This is a genomic window from Pseudomonas sp. GW823-FHT02F05 (genome assembly GCF_058797315.1).
The window spans coordinates 158502-178916 of sequence record NZ_JBXAJM010000013.1 but is presented as its reverse complement, the minus strand read 5'-3'; the positions used below and the strand labels follow the sequence as shown (position 1 = coordinate 178916).

The following is a 20415-nucleotide window of genomic DNA, read 5'->3' as shown; positions in this document are numbered from 1 at the left end:
TTTATGAATGGACGCTAGGCATGAACAAAACCGAAATCCCGCTTGACCCAGCCCAGCGATGGGAATGGATCAAATACCAACTTCGTACCAGAGGTACGTCACTCGCCACATTGGCGCGTGAGCTTGACGTTACAGACGCTGCCGTCAAAAACGCCAAGCGCACCGCATATCCGCGGATGGAGCGAGCCATTGCACGTGCGCTCGGCCTCAAGCCAATCGACCTGTGGCCTGAACGATGGAACGCAAACGGCACTCCTCACCGTATTCGGGTACAGCGTGCAGAACACAACGCAACTTATAGCCAAGAGCATAACCCAGCTTATGCCCTTCGACACCGTAAAACCGGCACGGAGGGATAAACATGCGCCGTGTAAAGGACGATCGTACGTTAGACATCTTCTCTGTACCCCAGCCAGTTCTGGCTATCCCAGGGAATGGCAACAATGCCGCACAGGTCAGTGAACTGATCAGCGAGATTCTGAAAGGTTCAGATATGGACCGGTATGAAATTGGTGCACGCATGTCTCGCCTGTCCGGCGATGACGTCAGCAAGCACATGCTTGACGCGTGGTCGAGCCCAGCCCGAACAGACCATAACCTGCCGTTCTATAGGGCCCCCCTGCTTGAAGAGGTATGTAGCAGTCACGTTTTAACGGACTGGCTCGTTGAGCAGCGCGGTGGCCGCGTGGCTTACGGTCGTGATGCTCTCAATGCTGAACTGGGCCGCCTAGCGCGTGTCGCCGCTGACGCGACCAGGCAAGCACGCGAGCTTAAAAAAATGCTGGGTGACGGCCATGCATAATTGGTACTCCGCCCGCGAGCTGGCTGGGCTGCCTGGGATGCCTGGAACAGAGCGGGCAATTCAGATACGTGCTAAACGCGAACGATGGGAAGGCCAGGGCCGTCTTGGCAGTAAGGCTGTCGAGTATCGCTTTGCAGCACTGCCGCCAGAAACTCAGGCCGCATTAATTGCCGCCTCCGTGTCCGAGGTTGAACCTGAATGCACGCCGCTTACAGATTCAATATCTGTTCAGCGTGACGCTGTTTCTGCGTCACGCTTGAGCGAAGATCAACGCTCTGTGATGACCGCTCGCCTGGCCTTCGTGCGTGAAATCGAACGCATGAGCCAGACCATCAGCCAGCAACGCGCCATTGATACCTTGGTTTCCCTGGCAAAAGCAGAACAGCTCACCCCCTATTTAAATGGATTGGTGCAGCGCGCCAACGACCGCAAGACCGGCGACCGCTCTTTGAGCGAGCGTACGCTCAAGCGCTGGCTGGCCGACTACCGCAAAGAGGGTGAAACCGGCCTCGCACCTGCTCGCCGTCAAAAGGACATGAGTTTGCCTGCATGGGCAGCGTCATTCCTTGCCTGTTACCAGCGCCCAACCAAGCCAAGCGTCGAATCGGCCTATGCCGAGTTTGCCCTCAAGAACCCGGCTGAACGGCCCAGCATCCATGTCGTGCGCCGCTTCCTTAATAAGCTCAGTGCCGAAGCCCGCGAGCGTGGCCGTCGTACACCGCAGGAACTCAAAGCCCTGCAACCGTTCAAGCGCCGCTCCACTAAAAGCATGTACCCCTGCGACGTATTCACCGCCGACGGTCACAAGTTTGACGCGGAGGTGCTGAACCCACGTACCGGCAAGCCATACCGTCCGGAAGCAACCACCGTTCTTGATGTCGCAACACGGAAGGCTATTGGCATTTCGATTGGTGAGGCAGAGTCCACCATCGGTGTGATGGACGCGCTACGTGACGCCATGCAGCACGGCATGTTCGCAATGTTCTACGTCGACAACGGCTCAGGCTTTGCCAACGACACCGTCCGCGAAGTAGTTGACCGGCTTGGCGGCACCATGACCCATGCGCTGCCTTACAACAGCCAGGCACGAGGTCTTATCGAGCGTTCCCACCAGACTATTTGGGTTAATGCCGCCAAGAAGCTGACCAGCTATATCGGCGCCGACATGGACAAACATGCAGGCACGAAAGTGCATCGAATTGGTCGCAAAGAGCTGCGCGAAACCGGCCGTACCCGCTTGATTCCGACCTTCGCCGAGTTCATGGCCGGTGTCGAATACGAGATTGAAACCTACAACAACAGCCCGCACAGGGGGCTCGCCAAATTCCGCGACCCGCTGACCGGCAAGCTGCGCCACATGAGCCCGAACGAAGCGTGGGAAGCCGCACGCGCCCAAGGCTGGGAGCCAATTATCGCTCCGGCCGAACTGCTCAACGACCTGTCGCGCCCGCAAGTCGTCCGGCCGACACGTCGTGGCGAAGTAACCTGGGCAGGCGAAACCTACTTCCTTGATGCGTTGCGTAGCTTTCATGGCGATGACATCCGCCTGGCGTACGACGTACGTGACGCGTCCCGTGTGTGGGTTCGTACCCTGGACGGCGAACTGATCGGCGAAGCCTTGGTGGATGGTAACGCCAGCGATTACATGCCGAAGGCGATGATCGAAAAGGCTTACGACAAGCGCGAAAGCGGTCAGATGAAGCGTGCCGTAGACAAGCTTGAAACCTTGACCGGCAAGCGCGTGGAAATGATCGCGCCGTCCACCGCGCCATCGGCGCAGCTCAGTCTTGAGCAGATGGCCGAAGCTCGCCAGTTCGCCGAACTGTCGGCGCCGAAACCAAAAGCTTTCGACTTACCCACCGACCCAACCGCCCGCTATCGACTCTGGAACCAGCTCGACGCCCGCCTCACCAGCGGCGAGTCGCTGTCACCAGAAGAAACCCAATGGCATTCCCGCTACCCGCAGCACCCGGACTTCACCTCGATACAGCAAATGTTCGCGTTCGCCGAGCAGGCCCGCGCTTAACACAAGACCTTTAGGAGTCGAATTATGAGTGTTCCCAAGATTGTCCCCCTGACCAACGTCGGCCTCTTGTCTGCCGCTATCGCACGAACTAACAGCCGTCCACAAGGGTTGCCTGGCGTGGTGGTGATGTACGGAGCAAGTGGACTGGGTAAAAGTGTCGGTGCTGCCTTCGCCGCAAACCAGCATCGTGCTTACTACGTGGAGTGTCGCGACACCTGGAGCAAAAAAGCTTTCCTTCACGCCATCCTCCGCGAGATGAGCATCCAACCAGCCTCGACCATGTCGGTAATGGTCGACCAAGTCGCCGAACAGCTTTCCAAGAGCGGTCGCCCGCTGTTGATTGACGACGTGCAATACCTACTCGAAAAGGCCGTAGCCAACGTCCTGACCGATATTTACAACGCCAGCGAAGGGACCATCATTCTGATCGGCGAAGAACGTGTGCCCAGTAGCTTGGCAAAGCTTGAGCGCCTGCATAACCGAGTGCTTGAGTGGGTGCCTGCCCAACGCGCCACGCTCGACGATCTGCGGGCACTGGCCGAATCCAGCTACCCCGAATTGCACTTCGCCGATGACTTGCTGGAGGACTTGCGCAAGAAGGTCGACGGTTGCCTGCGTCGTGTAGCGGTCAACCTGTACAAGGTCTACGGCGAAGCCCGCGCCCGCTGCCTTGACAGTATCGACCTCGCTGGTTGGGGCTCTGATAGCTGGTTCACCGGCGAAGCACCGTCGCGGAGGGCTTGAGGGATGCCAAGAATCAGAGCCGATTTGGTGATGGTGGGCGGCAAGTCCCCACGCCAATACATTTGGGAAGCTATCCGCGCTGTCAACGCCGGGCCTAAAGCACTGACAACCTACGCTGTTGCACGCAAATCGAACCAGGACGATCAAGCGGTACGTGCCTATTTCCGAGATATGGAAAAGGCCGGGATTGTGAGCAAAGTCCGCAACATCGGCCGCCGCGATTCCGAATGGACGTTACTCAAGGACGAGGGTGTCGAAGCCCCACGGGTTAACCATCACGGTAAGCGAACGACCCATGCTGGCGGTGTGGAAAATATTTGGCGGGCATTGCGCATCCTCGGTGAATTCACCGCCGCCGAGGCCGCAGCCACCGCCTGCGTTAACGGCGTGTCCATAAGTGAGGTCGGCGCTCAGGTTTACTTGTCGGGCCTGGCAAAGGCTGGCTACGTGACCCGCAGAGGCGGAACAGCAGGCTTTAAAACCCGCTTTCGCCTGGTGCCGTCGCGTTATACCGGGCCTAAACACCCCATCTACCAGCGTGACTTCGACCAGATCTACGACCCGAACTTGGATCAGGTGGTGTGGCGCAAGGCTGACCAGGAGGTGACCCAATGAACCAGGTCAACCTTTCCGCCTGGGGCAATGAGGTGCCGTTGTTCGTGCGCCTGCTCGCTGCCGAAGTTGCCGCCAGCAATAAAACCAAGGCCAGCCAGCGCATTGGCATGAGCCGCACGGCCGTCAGCCTGATCCTTTCCAACCGCTATGCATCGCCCAGTACAGCTGGTGTCGAGCGGCGGGTGATGGAAACCCTAGGCCGTATTGAATGTGTCGCCCTGGACGAGACCGTCACTAGCGATCAGTGCCAAAGCTACCGCGAAAAACCGGCGCCTACTCATAACCCGCAGGCAATGCAGCACTGGCGCGCCTGCCAACACTGCCCAATCAATCCCGACTGCTGCAACCAGGAGAACGCCCATGCTCGCCTCCACTAACCGCACCTCGTTGAAAGTCCTGACCCCGACCCTGGCCGACCGTCTGCGCGTGTTCAACGCCGCTGCACGCAAGTTGCAGGCGCATGGCATCCGCATATTGGGGTTTTGCCCGGCCCACAACCTTTTAGTCATCGGCCCAGAAGACGGCAACCGCCTTCTCGGCCAAGCCGACCGCGAAGGCTACATGCGCCACGTTTCGGCAGGTAGCACCCGCTACAACGTGCAGTTCCAGGGCGTAACCCTGGAATGGCGCGAACCCATCAGCGCTACCCGTCCTGCCGACTGGTCGCGTCCGACTCTCCACTGAGGAACCTTGCAATGACCCTACAACAACAGACCACCCACGAAGGCTACCGGATGGACGCGCAAAAACGCCTGATCCACGAGAGCATGATCAAGCCTATCGACCTGGAGCGTGACGCCCTGGTACTTGCCCTTGTTGAGCGAGCCAGAGCCGCTAGCGCCGTACTGGCGCAATTCAAAGCGGCAGCATTTGGCGACATCGAAGCATTCGTAGAACTCAGCGCCGAGCAATATGGCGCTCAGATCGGCGGCAAGAAAGGCAATGTCAGCCTGATTAGCTTTGATGGTCGTTACAAGATCATGCGCGCCGTCCAGGAAAGCATCGCCTTCGACGAACGCCTCCAGGCTGCGCGGGCATTGATTGACGAATGCTTACGCGACTGGACCACCGGGGCACGTCCCGAAGTGGTCACGCTGGTCAATGACGCCTTCCGCACTGACCAGAAAGGTGACATCCGCACAGCCCGCGTCTTGGCATTGCGCCGGATGGAAATTACCGATGAACGCTGGCAGCGCGCCATGCAAGCCATTGGTGATGCCTGTCAGGTAGTTGGCTCCAAGTCCTACATCCGCGTCTACCAACGTGTCGGGGACACCGACCAATACGAGGCCATCAGCCTTGATATTGCTGGAGTATGAAATGAAAAAAACTATCACAGCCTATTGCTTCGCCTCCGGCCATATCGACTTCGGCGCCATCCTTCCCGAGGGAGCCATCGCCCTGGCTACAGGTGAGGAAACAATAGTTCGCGACATCATCAGCGTGAGTGCGCGTCTGTCCCGATATGACAACGAAACGCTGTTTGTTCCTGGCGTTCCAGAGGCTGCTAACCAGCGCGAAGGCATCGTCGCTGTTGCGCGCTTCATACAGTGGATTGCCAAGAGTAATCAGCCCGGCTTTCGAGCTTTGGGGGCCTGACTATGCAGCGCTATCACGATACCCGCAGCGATCCCCTGCCTATGCATTCACCGCAACACGACATCGAGCGTGCCAACCTCGACCGATTGACTGCGGAATTCCTCAAGCGCGGTGGCGCAGTCCAGCAAATCGGTCATCAGATGAGTAACGCCCCGGCGACGTTCACCATTAACCCGGAGCGGTCGCCGGTTTATGCCCACCTGTTTGCGCCCGTGGCCCCTATGGAAGCTCCCGAAGCAGACGTCTGTCCGTCGGATGTCGGCAAGCACGCGGCATTGATCATGGCGGACGCCGCCATGGGTAATTCCCCTAAATGGATCGCTCGCAAACACCACATGACCGAAAAGTACGTTCGCCAGGTCGCCCGTGACTACCACATCACCTTCCACAAGCAACGCTAGGAGCCCACATGGCCAAGATCACTCTCACCCTTGAAGACCGCCGCGAAGACAACGGCAGGCCCTCTGTAGCCATTGATATGACGGGCGTCCCGACCAACCCGCTGGGCGCGCCCAAACCGTCGGAAGCCGTACGCATTTTCAACAAGGTGTTCGACCTGGTCGCCAGCGAAAAGATGCTTGGCACTGTCCCTGCGTGCCGTTGGCAACCCACCACTACAACCCTTCATTGAGCGAAACCACCCCGGTCTACCGGGGCGGTCTGCCAGGCGTGGTTGCCTGGTACTGATGAGCAGCCACCCATGACAGACGAAACACCCCGACAACGTAAAACCCGCCTTGCACGCGAGCGTAAACGCGCCCAGCGCAAGCGTGAGAGTGACAAGCGCCTGGCTATGGGGGCCAGCAAGCTCAAGATGGAAATCTACAGCGGCACCCAAAACGAGCTGGAACAGATCCGCACTGCGGGGCAGTTCGACGAAGCAGAACATGCGCTCACCATGACCATTCATGGTGTCGCTGCATTGTCCCGAACCGACCCGGCTGCGTTCCAGGTATTGATCAAAGGAGGGAGACAATGAGCACACGAAATCTGCAATTGAGCAAAATCCATATCGCCAAGAAAGACCTCGGTCTCGATGACGAAACCTACCGCGCCTTGCTGGTTCGCGTGGCAGGTGTGCGTTCGGCCAAAGACCTGACGCCACGACAGACCGGCGCCGTACTGGCCGAATTCGCCCGGCTGGGTTGGGAGCCTACACAGGTTAAAAAGCAGAGCCGAAAAGCACCGAAAGCGGCGCCAGACCGGGCAAAGCTGGTGAGCAAGATAGAGGCGTTTCTCGCCGAGGCCAAACGCTCCTGGGCGTATGCCGATGGCATGGCCTTACGCATGTTCAAGGTTGAGCGGGTGGAATGGCTCGACCCTGGGCAACTGCAAAAAATGGTTGCGGCATTGACTTACGATGCCCGCCGACATGGGAGACCGGAGCGATGAACGAAGAACTGTTCCCGGATGACATTGATCAACTGGACGCCAAGAAGGTGTTGGCAAACATGCAAGACCCTACGGTTATATCCCGCTGGGAGGGCTCATTACGAGAAATGGTAGAAATCGCCGAGGCCAAGCTCCTGGTCGAAATCAAGCCGGGTGTGGAAGCCGCCGAACTGGCCCGGCATGTTGTCTTTGCGATTTGTTCTGTGATGGGTGGTCGAGTGGTGTACTTGCCACGCGGGGATGCACTAAAACGAGCGCTACGCGATGCCATGATTTATCGGGACTGGAAGGATAACGTCATTAAGATCCCGGACCTGGTCAGCAAGTACGACCTTGCGAACCAGACCATTTATGACATCATTCGCCGACAACGGGCGCTGCATCGCAAGAGCGAGCCTGATCTTTTTGGGTTTGACGAAGGGACTTTGCACTGATGAAAAGGAACGTAGTGGCATTAGCTGTCCTGCTGGCACTTGGTTCAAATGCGTTCGCACAGACGTATACCACTTCCTCTATCGCTACCATCTTTGCGGAAAAGGACCAGGAGCGCGGAGTAACAGCAACCGTAGAAAGAAAAGAGCAGTTGCTTGAAATGACTCAGCGCGCAGCTCAGCAATGCCACAACAACCTTGCCAAAGGTCAGGAAGCAGAAAACATCGGTAACATGATTATCGTGACTCGCCAAAAGCTGGACGCTGCACAGATCCCGATCACCCATTATGAGTTACTTGACGTTGTTTATAGTGCGCTTGGAGATGGTAAGTCTGACTGGAATTGCGGGAGTGTGCTTGCAATGTATATGACGTTGAGAGTTCCAACCAAAAGCGAGAGTGGACTTACCCATATCGGTGCGTACAAGACCATTCAGTCCGGTCGTGACAACGGCTTATTGGGCCCGACTTAAACCCTGTTCAGCGAACATCTAGCCCCGCCACCGAGCGGGGCTTTTTCTTAAACCCCGCTGATACTCAACCACTCCCCCCTATACGCGAAGCTGGCACCGTTCCCCTAACGGCAGGTTCGCATCATGCATTCCGCTCCCGCTTCCCCAAAAGTCTCTCGGCCCCAGCGGCCGCGCCAGTTCGCCCAGCTCATTCAAGCTGCCGGGGATGATGCTGCGCGTGCGGTGCTATGGGCCAAGGTTCCGGCCGACTGGCGGGAGTTGGTGCAGTCGCATATCTCGCAAGCCGAAGCCCGCACAGAACAGCACGTTCGTGAACAGGAGAAGTTACGCCCCGCTGTAAGAACCATCACACCAACTTTCGCCGAGTACCGGGCACCCGTCCATCTCCCCGGCAACGCCGTGGTGGCCGCAAATCACCTGGCCGCACTGCGTTCCACTCTTCACTCACCGCGAGTATCCCCATGACTTCTACCGCACCGAAGCGGCATCCCCGCACGCCTCGTATGACCTTTTGGGCATTGATCACATTGGCCTTGCTGTTCAGCCTGGCTATTGTCGCTCCAACCAAACTGCCTGTTGTCCTCTATAAATGTGGCCTGGTGACGCTGGGCTGTGTGCTGGGTTACTGGCTGGATCGGGCGCTGTTCCCTTATGCCCGTCCGGACATGGTGCCCAGTTGCGAGCGCTCCATGGCAGGCATACGCCGCGCTCTGGTCGTGCTGGGCTGCGTCCTCGGCCTGACGTTGGGGCTCTGATATGCAGCGCTCTCGCCCCCTTCTATATATAGCGGCGGCTTGCATGGGCTTGCTCGTGGCGCTGGCTGCCTGCCCACCAGCCAAGGCCGAGATACCGGACCAGGCCGACCGCTACCGCCGCGACCTGACACGCATTGCCCAGGCTGAATGGGGCCTTGATGCCCCGGTGTCCACCTTCGCCGCACAGATCCATCAGGAAAGCCGCTGGAACTTCAACGCGAAGTCGCCCGTCGGTGCGCAAGGCTTGGGCCAGGTGATGCCCTCGACCGCCACTTGGCTTGCAGAGCTGTTCCCCAAGGCGCTCGGCAAGGTCGAACCGTATAACCCAGTTTGGTCCATGCAGGCCCTTGTCAGCTATGACCGCTGGCTGGCGAACCGCATCCGAGCGCGTAGTCCCTGCGAACAGGCGGCGCTGATCCTTTCTGCCTACAACGGCGGCCTGGGCTGGGTGATCAAAGACCGCAAGTTGGCATCGGCCAAAGGGGCCGACCCGCTGACCTGGTTCAATTCCGTCGAGCGGTTCAACAACGGCCGCTCCGCCGCCGCCTTCAAGGAAAACCGCCAATACCCGCGCCTGATTCTTTTGCGCTGGGAAGCTCTGTACGTCGCTGATGGCTGGGGCCAGGGAGTCTGCCAATGAAGGGCCTTTTTGACCTGGTCAAACCGCTGCTTTGGTACGTGGCCGTTATCGGTGCCGTGGTGTACGGCATCCACTTGAACCGTGAGGACGGTAAAGACGAAGGCTACAGACTGGGCAAGTCTGAGGGAGAAACCGCCGTTGCCGTCCTTCGCCAAGAGTACGCCCTGGAAAAGAAACGCACCTCTGACACCGCTCTGGCGCAGTTGCGAACCGAGCAAGACAAGGGCAACGAACTGGCGACCCAGCTTGCCGACGCCAAGGAAACCCTACGCCAAACCACCGACCGACTCTCCGGAGAAATCGCCCGTGTTACCACACTCTATCGCCGCGCCCTGGATGCGAAGCCAGAGCCGTTGCCTGTTGCTGTGTTCACTAATGGCTTTGTCCGCGTGTGGAACACCGCCAACGGTATCGCCCCCAATCCCGCAATGCCAACCACGAACGGCTCCGGCCGAACTCCTGCGCCTGCCAGCGGAACCGGAACCGCTGACGACCTCGACTCAGGCGTCACCCAAGAACAACTCCTGACCAACCAGGTACGCAATGGCGAGCTGCATGGAGTCTGCCGGGCACAGCTCAAAGACCTGATCAATTGGACCCGCAATGAAAGCAAGTGACTACGCCAGCGTGCTGGAAGCCCTGCACAACGAAAGCGCTTTAGCGACTCATTTGGCACAAGTTGAACTGTTGACCGGCCCTTCGGCCGAGTTCTGTCAGGTGCCTGACTGTGACCTGCCGATCCCGGAAGATCGGCGCCAGGCCATCCCCGGCGTGCAACGTTGCGCGCAGTGCCAAAACCATCGCGAAAGGAGAACGCATTGATGGCGACATTCGAAATGCCGGTGTGGCAGATGATCAGCATTGCCGTAACCATCCTGGGAGCCTTCGTCGGTGTAATGAAAATGCTCCTGGTGCAAATGGAACGGCGCCTGGATCAACGCTTTGCCGTGGTGGATAAGGACAGTGAGCGCCTGCGCGAGATGGAAATTGGCATGGAGCGCCTGCGCGGTGAGATGCCTTTGCACTACGTCCGCCGCGAAGACTGGGCACGCAATCAATCCATTATCGAAGCCAAGCTCGACGGCCTGGCGCTCAAGTTAGAAAACGTTCAGCTCAAAGGACTACGCCCATGAACATCGATCCAGCCAAGGTGCGCCGGGAATCCCTGCGTTGGTACATCATTCTCACACTCAATACGTCGCGCCCCGTTGATCCCCATGAAGCAGTGGTGTTGTCGACCATCCAAGGCATCTTTCCAGACGCCACAAGCCTGGAGCTAAGGCGCGAACTGGATTACTTGGCCGACCGTAGCCTGGTCACGCTGAACAAGCAACCAATCGGTGTATGGATCTGCGGCTTGACCCACTACGGCGTTGACATTGCCGAGTACACCATTCCTTGTAATCCAGGCATCGCACGACCAGAAAAATACTGGAGCTGACCCTATGCCCCCGCGTAGCAAAGTCGCCAGTCTGCCTAAGTCGGTAAAAACATGGTTCGACAAGGCACTGGTCGAAAACAATTTTAGTGACTATGAAGCCCTCGCCGAAGAACTGGCGAGCCGTGGTTTTTCGATCAGCAAGTCCGCGTTGCATCGCTATGGTCAGGACTTTGAGTCAAAGCTATCGGCGTTGAAGATGGCGAGCGAGCAGGCGCGTGCCGTAGTGGCGGCTGCTCCGGATGAAGAAGGCGCGGTCAACGAAGCGTTGATGCGCCTGGTGCAGGAACACCTGTTCAAGCTGCTGATGACCGACGGTGACCAGATGGACTTGCCGAAGGTAGCCAGAGCAGTAGCTGAACTCGGCAAGGCATCGGTTGTACAGAAAAAATGGCAAACCGAGGTTAAAGAAAGAACCACAGCAGCGGCAGCACGGGTGGAAAAGATAGCGAAAAAAGGTGGGTTAACCGCAGAAACTGTTGCGGAAATTCGCCGAGAAATCCTCGGCGTAGCGGGTTGATAGGTAATTCATGTTGGCGTTAATAGCCGGGATAAGAGTCCGGACGTTTAACCACCCTATAACCAGACCTCGGTGGAAGGTCAGTACGGATTAAGGAGTCACAGCTATGACACTTCAACGCGTTGTAATAACCATCCCTGCACGCCTGCAACATGGCTTTGATGCCCTTTTCATAGCAATTAGCGCATATGCAGTATTGAGGGCTTGCACCATTCAGCTCTGCTTTCACTTGGTAGGCGAAGGTGCCAGTTTCAAACTGATGAAGATCGTATCGCGTCTTTTCATGCTCCCAGCTTGCGAACTTCGCTATCTCGGCCTCAAGCTCACGAATACGGTTCCCGAGAACCGTATGCTCGGTATGCGCACTGTTCAGCTGTCCTTGCAATCCCAGCAAGACCCCATTCAGCTCGATCACTTTACTGGTGACTGCTGCGTCAGTTTTCAGCGTGAGCATACTTTGAGTGATATCAGTTGCTGCCTTGATACCGCTATAGGCGCCCATAACCCAGTCCATCATGCTCGCATTCCTCTACCTGGTATCCGTGTATGAGCAACAATACTAGCGGACAACGGCATTTAGCGGATAGCACAGTTCCGATAAGGCTTAACAACACCGCTGACCTTAATATTCCTACCGTGCTGCTGGACTATCAAAAAGAATGGATTGGAATCCGAGCACCACTTAAGGTCGGAGAAAAGTCTCGCCGTATCGGCCTCACGTGGGCAGAGGCTGCGGATAACGTTCTGGTGGCTGCCGCCGAAAAGTCGGCGAGCGGCCAGACAGTCTATTACCTGGGCTACAACCAGGACATGACAGTTGAGTACATCCAGGCCTGCGCCATGTGGGCGCGTGCATTTAACTATGCAGCGGGTGAAATTGAAGAAGGCATCTGGCCCGACAGCGACCCTGACAAACATATCAAGACCTACACCATAGCCTTCCCTAGCGGCCATCGCATTGTCGCGCTGACCAGCCGACCATCCAACCTGCGTGGCCGTCAGGGTGTTGTCGTGATCGACGAAGCAGCATTCCATGCCGACTTGGCTGAACTGCTGAAAGCAGCCATGGCGCTGTTGATTTGGGGCGGCGAGGTCCATGTGATCAGCACCCACGACGGCACGGAAAACCCGTTCAACGACCTGGTCAACGAGATCCGGGCGGGCAAGCGCAATGGTGAAGTGTTCCGCTGCACCTTTGGCGAAGCCGTGGCCGATGGTCTGTACAAGCGTGTCTGCTTGCGTAAAGGCATTGAGTACAAGCTTGAAGAAGAAGTCGCCTGGGTGCAGGACGTGTATGGCTTCTACGGTGACGCCGCCGATGAAGAGCTTGATTGCGTACCTTCCCAGGGCGGCGGTGCCTTCCTGAGCATGGCCCTGGTCGAGCAGCGTAGTAATCGCGATGTGCCGGTGCTGCGACTGGCCTACCCGCAGGGCTACGAAACCATCGCCGAACACCTGCGTCTGGCCGAGTCCCTGGAGTGGTGCGAAGAGCATTTGCTCCCATTGCTGTCGGCCATCCCATTGGACGTTCAGAGCTTCTATGGCATGGACTTCGGGCGAACTGGCGACCTCTCGGTCATATGGCCGCTGCTCAAGGAACAGAACCTGCGCAAGCGCACACCCTTTGTGGTTGAACTGCGTAACGTCCCGTTCAAGCAACAGGAGCAGATCAAGTTCTACATTCTTCGGCGCCTGCCTAACTTGCTCAAAGGCGCCGACGACGCCAGGGGCAACGGCTCGCAATTATCGGAGGCCACCGCCATCGAGTTCGGTTTCAACCGCATTGAACGGGTGATGCTCACCGAAGGCTGGTATCGCGACAACATGCCACCGTTCAAGGCTGCCCTGGAAGACAACACCTTCTACGACATCCCGGCCGACAAGGACGTGGTTAGCGACGTGCGCGCCTTCCGAATGATCAAGGGCGTGGCCCGTATCCCGGAAAAGCGCACCAACGAGAAAGGCGAAAAGTCCGGCCCCAAGCGCCACGGCGACGCCGGTATCGCCGCCGTGCTGGCCGACTACGCGTCCCGCCAGGAAGTGGAAATCATCGAGTATCACCGAGTCCAGCCCGCGTCCCAGCATGATCGCGAGATCCAGATCGGCGCCGGTTGGCGCTCCACAAAAGGCATTTGGTAATGGCTGAATCCAAAATCGTCGACCAGTACGGTCGTCCGATCCAGTACGACAAACTCACCGAAGAGTTGGCCGCAGCGCGCACCACCGGCATACGCCAGGTTTGGCACCAGTCGGTCGCGAGTGGCCTGACGCCTGGTCGACTTGCCGCCATCCTGCAGGCGGCTGCCGAGGGCAACGCCCATGACTACCTGACCCTTGCCGAGGAAATGGAAGAACGAGATCTGCATTACGCCTCGGTGTTAGGTACTCGCAAGCTGGCAGTGTCCGGCTTAGCCATTCGTATTGAAGCTGCCAGCGACGATGCCGAAGACGTGCGACGGGCCGACCAGCTCAAGGAAATAGTCGACTCTCCCGAGTTCGGCGAGCTGCAAGCTGACCTGACCGACGCCATGGGCAAAGGCTATGCCGTCTCCGAAATCATGTGGGACCGCAGTGGCAAGACTTGGAACCCTTCGCGCTTTGAGCCACGCGATCAGCGTTTCTTCCAGTTCGACCGCGACACCGGCCGTGAGCTGCGGCTCCTGGATGAAGCCGACATGGTCGATGGCGTTCCTTTGGCACCGTACAAGTTCATCGTTCATTTGCCGCGCATTCGTTCAGGTCTGCCTATTCGCGGTGGCCTGGCGCGTCTAGCTGCCGTGGGTTACATGTGCAAAGCCTGGACCTGGAAGGACTGGATGGGCTTCGCCGACATCTTCGGTATGCCCATGCGTGTAGGTCGCTACGGACCTGGTGCCAGTAAGGACGATATCGCTACGCTCATGTCAGCGGTTGCCAACCTGGGCAGCGATGCAGCAGCGGTGATCCCGGACAGTATGCGCATCGACTTCACCCAGGCGGCCAACGTGACCGGCGCCGGGGACTTCTTCAAGGGCTTGGCCGAGTGGTGGGACAAACAAGTCAGTAAAGCGGTGGTCGGTCAGACCATGTCCACTGACGACGGCTCTAGCCAGGCCCAGGCGACGATCCATAACGAGGTGCGCCTGGATCTGCTGCAAGCCGATGCCAAGGCCGAATCCAATACGCTGAACCGCTATTTTGTACGCCCCTGGTGCGATCTGAACTTTGCACCTGGTCGTCCATATCCGCGACTGATCCTCGACGTCCCCAAGCCCGAAAACGCCAAGATCCTGATCGAAGCCTTGGAAAAGCTGGTGCCGCTTGGGCTGGAGGTGGAGCAATCGGTTGTCCGCGACAAGCTCAATATCCCAGCTCCGGCCGCTGGCGCCAAGCTGCTGGGCATTGCTGCGCCCGTTGTTACTCCGGTGTTGGCACAAGCGGCCAACAGAGAGCAAGCGCCCGCGAAACCTGTTGTGGTGCCGGATATCGTGGATAACCAGGTGCGGACGATGGAGCGAACTGTGGGGGTGTACCTGGATGACATGGTCGAGCAGATCAAGGAACTGCTCGACACTGTTCATAGCCTGGAAGAGTTTCGGGATCGGTTGATTGAAGCCTATCCGGCGATGACGACCAGCCAGTTGGCTGACGCTATTGCTGATGGATTGACAGCAGCGAGCCTGGCTGGACGTGACGATATCTTAAGGGGGTTATAGTTGAACGTGATAAGACGCTTTGACGTTACGCATCAATGTCCGTCCGTTCGGTTCCTCACCATTCCCCATGATGACGATGGCTTCATAGTCATTCAACCGTGGCGCGATGCGGGAGGTTATCCATTTGGTGATGCTCCAACCGCCTTGGGCAGCGTTCTGGAATTCGTAATCTTCGACTTGCCCTCGTTCATGGCCCCGAACGATCAAGCGAATACCTTCAATCTCCCAAACCTTTTCTTCGAACTCTTGTATAGAAATCATGAAAACTCCTGTTATGTCATGGTGCCATTATTTGTGGTGGCGCGGCATTCTACCCTGTCAGATTGGTTGTGTTCGAAAATAAAGGAGCACCCGCTATGAGTGTTTCGCATGGTTCCCTTACTTTCAGCGAGCAGATCGAATACTTCCATGGCAAAGTCAACCTTCCCACCCTTTCATGGGCGGACTTGTACGCTGCGGAACACGACTGTGCATTCGTTATCGCTGGAGCAGTAAAACGTGACCTGCTCGCTGACTTGCGAGGAACCGTTGAGAAGTCCATCGCTAACGGAATTACCCTCGAACAATTCCGAATAGACTTTGACCAGGTCGTCGGCAAACATGGCTGGCAGTACCAGGGCGAGCGCGGTTGGCGCACCAATGTCATTTGGGAAACCAACCTGCGCCAGTCCTATAATGCCGGTCGTGAAGCGCAGATGGCGGACCCGGAACTACGCAAACGCCGTCCCTACGGTATCTACCGCCACGGCGACAGCGCACACCCGCGCCCAATGCACTTGGCCTGGAACGGCACCACTCTGCCTTTGGATGATCCATGGTGGGCGACGCACACGCCGCAAAATGGTTGGGGCTGCAAGTGCAAGAAGTTCATGGCCTCGGCCAGGGACATTGAGCGCCAGGGCCTGGCGATTGGCCCCGCGCCCGCTATTGAGTGGGAAGACCGGGTAATCGGTAAGAACAGTCCCAATGGTCCGCGCACAGTGCGGGTGCCCAAGGGCATTGACCCCGGATTTGAATACGCACCAGGTCAGTCGCGTCTGGCTCCAGCCGTACCACCGTTGCGGGCCTACGACCCATTGCCCCAGCCCGTACCAGGTGCCAAATACAGCGCCACAACAGCGGGCCTCCCAAACCACCGACTACCAGACGCCATGCCGACGCCCCGCACAGTCCGGGCAAACCGTGTGCTACCCGCAGGGCTAACTGATCAGCAGTACCTGGATGAATTCCTCGGCGAGTTCGGCGCAACAGAGTCAGCCCCCGCAGTGTTCAAAGACGTGGTTGGCGATGCCGTGGTGATCGGCCGGGGGATGTTCAGCAACACGCCCACGGGGCCGTTGCTCATCAAGCGTTCCGGCGTTGCGCGGGAGCTGCCTCTCCTGGCCGACACATTGAAAGCCCCCGATGAAGTATGGGTGCGCCTGGAGTGGCTGGAAGGCCAGAGCAAGGCCGTAGTGCGTCGATGCTACCTTCGCCGCTTCAAGGTCGAAGGTCAGCCGATACCAGCCCTAGCAGTGTTCGAAGTCGGCGATGACGGCTGGGCCGGAGTCAGTTCCTTTGTGCCAGAGGCAGACAGCACAGAGTACCTGGAGCAGCTTCGCCTTGGCGTGCTGCTATATAGCCACCCTGAATAGGAGGTCCCCATGGCCGGTGCAATGCTTGATGTCGTCATTGATAGCAGCCAGGTTGGCAAAGCCCTGGAAGAGTTGGGCCGCCGCCTGGACGACTTCACCACACCGCTTAATGACATCGGTGAATACCTTCACCAGTCCACCGACGAGCGCTTCCGCCGCAAGGTCGCGCCTGACGGCTCGCCTTGGGCTCCGCTCTCGCCTGTGACCCTAATCAGAAAAAAAGGCACAGGCATCCTGCGGGAGAAAGGTACGCTACAAGACACCCTGCGCAAGCAAGTCACCAGTACGGAACTGGCGTTCGGTACGGATCGGCCATATGGCGCAGCCCACCAGTTCGGGCAGAAGAAAGGCGCGTCCGGCAAAACGGGTAAGGGTAGCTTTATTCCGTGGGGTGATATCCCTGCGAGGGAGTACCTGGGGCTCTCCTCCGAGGATGAAACAGAGGTGCTCTTCATCATCCACGACTACCTTAACGAGCCATTGGTACGTTGACGGCTGCAAGCTCGCTGTAGGCTCCGGTTTCAGAGCGCAGTACATCGGCGCAAATAATGTTACGAAGAGGCGTTAGACCTGCGTTAGATTGGCTTCAGTCGCTCGGACTGTCCCGACTTGGCGGGTGAGCAGAAAAATAAGGAGCCTCAAGAAATGGAAAAACGTTATCAGGTATTTGTCAGCTCTACGTTCTGGGACTTGGAGGACGCAAGGCAAGAGGTAATGCAGGCGCTGCTTGAGCAAGATTGCATGCCATCGGGTATGGAGCTGTTTCCTGCGACAAATGACGATCAATGGAGCCTTATCAAAAAGGTGATTGATGACAGCGACTACTACATCGTAGTGCTGGCAGGCAGGTATGGTTCCGTAGGACCGTCAGGCCAGAGCTACACCGAGATGGAATATCGTTATGCCTTAGAGACAGGCAAACCCATTTTAGGCTTTATTCATCGTAATATTGGTGATCTGCCTGCCAAGTTCAGCGAAACCAGCACTGAGAATAAAGAAAAGCTCGCAGACTTCTATGAATTGGTAAAGCAGAAGCTGTGTAAACTCTGGGAGACCCCAGCAGAACTTGGCGGACATGTAAGTCGAAGCCTGATCAAACTTACAAAAAGCCATCCGGCTGTTGGTTGGGTTCGCGGCAATTTAGTGCCAGACGAAAGTGCAATGGAAGAGATTTTAAGCTTGCGTCGACGTGTAGATGAGTTAGAGCTGGAGAATCAAACGATTAAAAGCTCTGAGCCAGAAGGAGCTGATGACTTAGCCCAAGGAAATGATAAATATCGAATCAGGTATACTTATTATTCCGTAGCTCGTCATGGAACGTCGAAAAACGAGTATGGCGAAGTTGAGTTTCGCTGGAGTTATATATTTGCAGTTTTGTCTCCACTTATGATTGATGAGGCGTCGGACACATCTCTAAAATTTACGCTGAGTGAAGCTATTGAGAGCAACATGATAACAAGCATGGCCCCGAATGACCGCCCGCAAAGAATTATGAACTTTGAAGTGTCAGATGCGGACTATCAGACTATTAAGATACAGTTGCGCGCGCTCGGGTATATTGCCAAGAGCACAAAGAGCCGGAGCGTCAAAGACACTGCAACTTATTGGACGCTAACTCCTTACGGCGATACGGTGATGACCAAGCTACGTGCCATTCGAAAATACGACGATCTGGTCTAAAACGGAGTTCCCTACTATTCGCTAAACCTTAAACCCCGCTGATACTCACTGATTCCGCCAGTCCTCCCACACTGGCGGCATGAAAACCCAACTCGCACTCAACACCGACCTTTCCGCCACCGTCTCTGACGGCAAGGCCCCGGAGTGGGTCGAACTAATCCCCCCTGGTCCCAACGTCACCGGCCGCGATGGTCGGCAATGGCTGTTCGATGAGCAAGCCGGGACGCTGGTCCAGTCCAGCTTCCTCGGCCGAGCCATAGACCTGCCCATTGATTGGGAACATGCCACCCAGCACCGCGCCAGCAAGGGCGAATCCGCTCCGGCTGCGGGCTGGATCAAGCAATTGGAACTGCGCAACGGCGCGCTATGGGGCCTGGTTGACTGGACCCCACGGGCCTCCGAGCAGGTCATCAACCGCGAATACCGTTTCCTTTCGCCTGTCTTCGACTTCGACCCAGAGACCACCCGTATTGCTCGCCTGGTCAGCGCGGGCCTGACGAATAAACCCAACTTCCTGCTGACCGCCCTCAATCAAGAAAACACGGAGGTCACGCCTGTGACGCTTTCACCTGCGCTTCTGACTGCACTCGGCCTGCCTGCAACGGCAACCGAAGAACAGGCCATCGCGGCCACTACTCAACTCAAAGCAACTGCGCAAGCGGTGAACACCGAGAAGCCCAACCTTGAGCAATTCATGCCTCGGGCTGACTACGACAGCGTTTTGCAACGTGCCACCAATGCCGAGCAAGCCCTGGCCGAGCAGAAGAAAACCGAACACACCAAACAAGTCGACGCGCTGATCACCTCAGCCACTCAGGCCGGGAAAATCACCCCGGCAACAGTCGACTATCACCGCGCAGCTTGCCAGGACGAAACCGGCTTGGCGCGCTTCAAGGCATTCGTCGATGCGGCGCCGGTCGTTGCTGCGCCTTCTAACCTGGACGAGCGCAAGCCCGACAAAACCGCCACCGCACTCAACGCCGAAGAGCAACACGTCGCCAAGCTGCTGGACATGAGCGAAGCGGACTTCATCAAGGGCAAGGCGTAATTCCCTCTATATAAAGGAAGCGATTCATGATCATTACTTCTGGCACCTTGACCGCGTTGTTCACCGCGTACCGGGCCGAGTTCCAAAATGCCCAGGCAGCTACGCCGACCGACTGGGCGCGTATTGCCACGACCGTACCGTCCACGTCTGCCAGCAACACCTATGGTTGGTTGGGGCAGTTCCCAAACTTCCGCGAGTGGATCGGCGACCGTGTTCTCAAGAACATGGCGGCGCACAGCTACTCAATCACCAACAAGAAGTACGAGTCGTCCGTGGGTGTGCCGCGTGACGCCATCGAAGATGACCAGATCGGCGTCTATAAGCCGTTGTTTGCCGAGATGGGCCGCGCGTCCACTGCGCACCCTGACGAGTTGGTGTTCAGTCTGTTGAAAGCTGGCTTGACCACGCTGTGCTATGACGGCCAGAACTTTTTCGACACCGACCACCCGGTCTACCCGAACACCGACGGCACTGGCACGGCAATCTCCGTCAGCAACTATCAGGACGGTGAAGGCCCAGCCTGGTATCTGCTCGATGTCAGCCGGGCGATCAAACCGATCATCTTCCAACTGCGCCGCAAGTACGACCTCAAAGCGATGACCAGTATGGACGACGAAAACGTCTTCATGCGCGACGAATACCGCTATGGCGTCGATGCCCGTGCGAACGTCGGTTTCGGTTTCTGGCAGTTTGCGTTCTGCTCGAAAGCCCCCCTTAACGCCGAAAACTATGCCGCAGCGCGTGCAGCCATGAAGGGTTTCCATGCTGATGGCGGTCGCCCACTCGGCGTAAACCCTGGTCTGTTGGTGGTGCCATCCCCGCTGGAAGGTGCTGCGCGCAAGCTCCTGGTCAAGGATGCCAATAGCGGCAACGAATGGGCAGGCACCGCCGAAATTCTGGCGCCGAGCTGGCTGGGATAAGGG

The 20415-nt window shown here is 57.5% G+C and carries 31 protein-coding genes and 1 other RNA gene; 30 read left to right on the top strand and 2 right to left on the bottom strand.

Going from position 1 to position 20415, the window contains the following annotated elements; genetic code table 11:
- Positions 1 to 20 precede the first annotated feature (20 nt).
- The 23 genes from AC1RAC_RS17245 to AC1RAC_RS17135 all read left to right on the top strand — a co-directional run bounded on the left by AC1RAC_RS17245 (position 21) and on the right by AC1RAC_RS17135 (position 11435).
- The gene (locus AC1RAC_RS17245; RefSeq protein ID WP_492616832.1) at positions 21 to 359 is read left to right on the top strand and encodes a helix-turn-helix domain-containing protein; all 339 of its coding nucleotides are present in this window, start codon (positions 21 to 23) and stop codon (positions 357 to 359) included.
- 2 nt (positions 360 to 361) lie between these two features.
- Positions 362 to 802, top strand: coding sequence for a hypothetical protein (locus tag AC1RAC_RS17240; RefSeq protein WP_492616831.1), 441 nt, complete (start codon positions 362 to 364; stop codon positions 800 to 802).
- The gene (locus tag AC1RAC_RS17235) at positions 795 to 2828 is read left to right on the top strand and encodes a DNA-binding protein (protein ID WP_492616841.1); all 2034 of its coding nucleotides are present in this window, start codon (positions 795 to 797) and stop codon (positions 2826 to 2828) included. Before AC1RAC_RS17240 ends, AC1RAC_RS17235 begins: the two co-directional genes overlap by 8 nt.
- A gap of 24 nt (positions 2829 to 2852) precedes the next feature.
- Positions 2853 to 3572 (top strand): AAA family ATPase, encoded by a 720-nt coding sequence (locus AC1RAC_RS17230; protein ID WP_492616830.1) that lies wholly within the window; start codon positions 2853 to 2855, stop codon positions 3570 to 3572.
- Positions 3573 to 3575: 3 nt separating this feature from the next.
- Complete coding sequence (locus tag AC1RAC_RS17225) at positions 3576 to 4187, top strand: hypothetical protein (RefSeq protein ID WP_492616829.1); 612 nt, start codon at positions 3576 to 3578, stop codon at positions 4185 to 4187.
- Complete coding sequence (locus AC1RAC_RS17220; protein WP_069557251.1) at positions 4184 to 4564, top strand: hypothetical protein; 381 nt, start codon at positions 4184 to 4186, stop codon at positions 4562 to 4564. The genes AC1RAC_RS17225 and AC1RAC_RS17220 overlap by 4 nt, the downstream gene beginning before the upstream one ends.
- The gene (locus AC1RAC_RS17215; RefSeq protein ID WP_153475646.1) at positions 4548 to 4871 is read left to right on the top strand and encodes a hypothetical protein; all 324 of its coding nucleotides are present in this window, start codon (positions 4548 to 4550) and stop codon (positions 4869 to 4871) included. Before AC1RAC_RS17220 ends, AC1RAC_RS17215 begins: the two co-directional genes overlap by 17 nt.
- Before the next feature lie 11 nt (positions 4872 to 4882).
- Complete coding sequence (locus AC1RAC_RS17210; protein ID WP_169912287.1) at positions 4883 to 5506, top strand: DUF3164 family protein; 624 nt, start codon at positions 4883 to 4885, stop codon at positions 5504 to 5506.
- 1 nt (position 5507) lies between these two features.
- Positions 5508 to 5786, top strand: a complete 279-nt coding sequence (locus AC1RAC_RS17205) for a host nuclease inhibitor protein (RefSeq protein ID WP_492616828.1) — start codon at positions 5508 to 5510, stop codon at positions 5784 to 5786.
- 41 nt (positions 5787 to 5827) lie between these two features.
- Positions 5828 to 6187, top strand: coding sequence for a hypothetical protein (locus AC1RAC_RS17200; protein WP_492616827.1), 360 nt, complete (start codon positions 5828 to 5830; stop codon positions 6185 to 6187).
- An 8-nt stretch (positions 6188 to 6195) separates the two neighbouring features.
- Entirely contained in the window at positions 6196 to 6417 is a 222-nt protein-coding gene (locus AC1RAC_RS17195; RefSeq protein WP_492616826.1) for a hypothetical protein, read from the top strand.
- Positions 6416 to 6486: hammerhead ribozyme type II (locus AC1RAC_RS17190), an RNA gene on the top strand. The genes AC1RAC_RS17195 and AC1RAC_RS17190 overlap by 2 nt, the downstream gene beginning before the upstream one ends.
- Entirely contained in the window at positions 6487 to 6765 is a 279-nt protein-coding gene (locus AC1RAC_RS17185) for a hypothetical protein (protein ID WP_492616825.1), read from the top strand.
- Complete coding sequence (locus AC1RAC_RS17180) at positions 6762 to 7178, top strand: gp16 family protein (protein ID WP_492616824.1); 417 nt, start codon at positions 6762 to 6764, stop codon at positions 7176 to 7178. The genes AC1RAC_RS17185 and AC1RAC_RS17180 overlap by 4 nt, the downstream gene beginning before the upstream one ends.
- Entirely contained in the window at positions 7175 to 7612 is a 438-nt protein-coding gene (locus AC1RAC_RS17175) for a Mor transcription activator family protein (RefSeq protein WP_096144731.1), read from the top strand. Before AC1RAC_RS17180 ends, AC1RAC_RS17175 begins: the two co-directional genes overlap by 4 nt.
- Positions 7612 to 8082: a hypothetical protein gene (locus tag AC1RAC_RS17170; RefSeq protein ID WP_492616823.1), complete on the top strand. Its 471-nt coding sequence runs from the start codon at positions 7612 to 7614 to the stop codon at positions 8080 to 8082. The genes AC1RAC_RS17175 and AC1RAC_RS17170 overlap by 1 nt, the downstream gene beginning before the upstream one ends.
- 503 nt (positions 8083 to 8585) lie before the next feature.
- A complete protein-coding gene (locus AC1RAC_RS17165; protein ID WP_124406554.1) occupies positions 8586 to 8837 on the top strand; it encodes a putative holin in 252 nt (83 codons plus the stop codon).
- Between the two features lie 43 nt (positions 8838 to 8880).
- Positions 8881 to 9477: a transglycosylase SLT domain-containing protein gene (locus AC1RAC_RS17160; RefSeq protein WP_492616822.1), complete on the top strand. Its 597-nt coding sequence runs from the start codon at positions 8881 to 8883 to the stop codon at positions 9475 to 9477.
- Entirely contained in the window at positions 9474 to 10094 is a 621-nt protein-coding gene (locus AC1RAC_RS17155) for a DNA-packaging protein (RefSeq protein WP_492616821.1), read from the top strand. The genes AC1RAC_RS17160 and AC1RAC_RS17155 overlap by 4 nt, the downstream gene beginning before the upstream one ends.
- The gene (locus AC1RAC_RS17150) at positions 10081 to 10299 is read left to right on the top strand and encodes a TraR/DksA C4-type zinc finger protein (RefSeq protein WP_169912296.1); all 219 of its coding nucleotides are present in this window, start codon (positions 10081 to 10083) and stop codon (positions 10297 to 10299) included. The genes AC1RAC_RS17155 and AC1RAC_RS17150 overlap by 14 nt, the downstream gene beginning before the upstream one ends.
- Entirely contained in the window at positions 10299 to 10610 is a 312-nt protein-coding gene (locus tag AC1RAC_RS17145) for a hypothetical protein (RefSeq protein WP_096144737.1), read from the top strand. The genes AC1RAC_RS17150 and AC1RAC_RS17145 overlap by 1 nt, the downstream gene beginning before the upstream one ends.
- Positions 10607 to 10918 carry a hypothetical protein gene (locus AC1RAC_RS17140; RefSeq protein WP_200600764.1) on the top strand — a complete coding sequence of 104 codons (312 nt, stop codon included), beginning with the start codon at positions 10607 to 10609 and terminating at the stop codon, positions 10916 to 10918. The genes AC1RAC_RS17145 and AC1RAC_RS17140 overlap by 4 nt, the downstream gene beginning before the upstream one ends.
- Positions 10919 to 10922: 4 nt before the next feature.
- Positions 10923 to 11435: a DUF3486 family protein gene (locus AC1RAC_RS17135; RefSeq protein WP_492616820.1), complete on the top strand. Its 513-nt coding sequence runs from the start codon at positions 10923 to 10925 to the stop codon at positions 11433 to 11435.
- A gap of 19 nt (positions 11436 to 11454) precedes the next feature.
- Here the strand turns inward: AC1RAC_RS17135 and AC1RAC_RS17130 are convergent, their stop codons facing one another.
- Complete coding sequence (locus tag AC1RAC_RS17130; protein WP_492616819.1) at positions 11455 to 11952, bottom strand: hypothetical protein; 498 nt, start codon at positions 11950 to 11952, stop codon at positions 11455 to 11457.
- A 230-nt stretch (positions 11953 to 12182) separates the two neighbouring features.
- On the opposite strand from AC1RAC_RS17130, the gene AC1RAC_RS17125 reads away from it, so the two are divergent.
- Together AC1RAC_RS17125 and AC1RAC_RS17120 are read left to right on the top strand one after the other, a co-directional pair.
- Complete coding sequence (locus AC1RAC_RS17125) at positions 12183 to 13574, top strand: hypothetical protein (protein ID WP_492616818.1); 1392 nt, start codon at positions 12183 to 12185, stop codon at positions 13572 to 13574.
- Positions 13574 to 15130, top strand: a complete 1557-nt coding sequence (locus tag AC1RAC_RS17120) for a DUF935 domain-containing protein (protein WP_492616817.1) — start codon at positions 13574 to 13576, stop codon at positions 15128 to 15130. The genes AC1RAC_RS17125 and AC1RAC_RS17120 overlap by 1 nt, the downstream gene beginning before the upstream one ends.
- Here AC1RAC_RS17120 and AC1RAC_RS17115 read toward each other — a convergent pair.
- A complete protein-coding gene (locus tag AC1RAC_RS17115; RefSeq protein WP_153475630.1) occupies positions 15125 to 15391 on the bottom strand; it encodes a hypothetical protein in 267 nt (88 codons plus the stop codon). The genes AC1RAC_RS17120 and AC1RAC_RS17115 overlap by 6 nt on opposite strands.
- A gap of 95 nt (positions 15392 to 15486) precedes the next feature.
- Between AC1RAC_RS17115 and AC1RAC_RS17110 the strand changes: the two genes are divergently transcribed.
- The 5 genes from AC1RAC_RS17110 to AC1RAC_RS17090 all read left to right on the top strand — a co-directional run bounded on the left by AC1RAC_RS17110 (position 15487) and on the right by AC1RAC_RS17090 (position 20412).
- Positions 15487 to 16764 (top strand): PBECR2 nuclease fold domain-containing protein, encoded by a 1278-nt coding sequence (locus AC1RAC_RS17110; protein WP_492616816.1) that lies wholly within the window; start codon positions 15487 to 15489, stop codon positions 16762 to 16764.
- 9 nt (positions 16765 to 16773) lie between these two features.
- Complete coding sequence (locus tag AC1RAC_RS17105; protein ID WP_492616815.1) at positions 16774 to 17256, top strand: phage virion morphogenesis protein; 483 nt, start codon at positions 16774 to 16776, stop codon at positions 17254 to 17256.
- Positions 17257 to 17409: 153 nt separating this feature from the next.
- Positions 17410 to 18444, top strand: a complete 1035-nt coding sequence (locus AC1RAC_RS17100; RefSeq protein WP_492616814.1) for a DUF4062 domain-containing protein — start codon at positions 17410 to 17412, stop codon at positions 18442 to 18444.
- A gap of 79 nt (positions 18445 to 18523) precedes the next feature.
- Positions 18524 to 19492, top strand: a complete 969-nt coding sequence (locus AC1RAC_RS17095; RefSeq protein ID WP_492616813.1) for a phage protease — start codon at positions 18524 to 18526, stop codon at positions 19490 to 19492.
- Between the two features lie 26 nt (positions 19493 to 19518).
- Positions 19519 to 20412: a Mu-like prophage major head subunit gpT family protein gene (locus AC1RAC_RS17090; RefSeq protein ID WP_124406566.1), complete on the top strand. Its 894-nt coding sequence runs from the start codon at positions 19519 to 19521 to the stop codon at positions 20410 to 20412.
- The last annotated feature ends 3 nt before the right edge of the window (positions 20413 to 20415 follow it).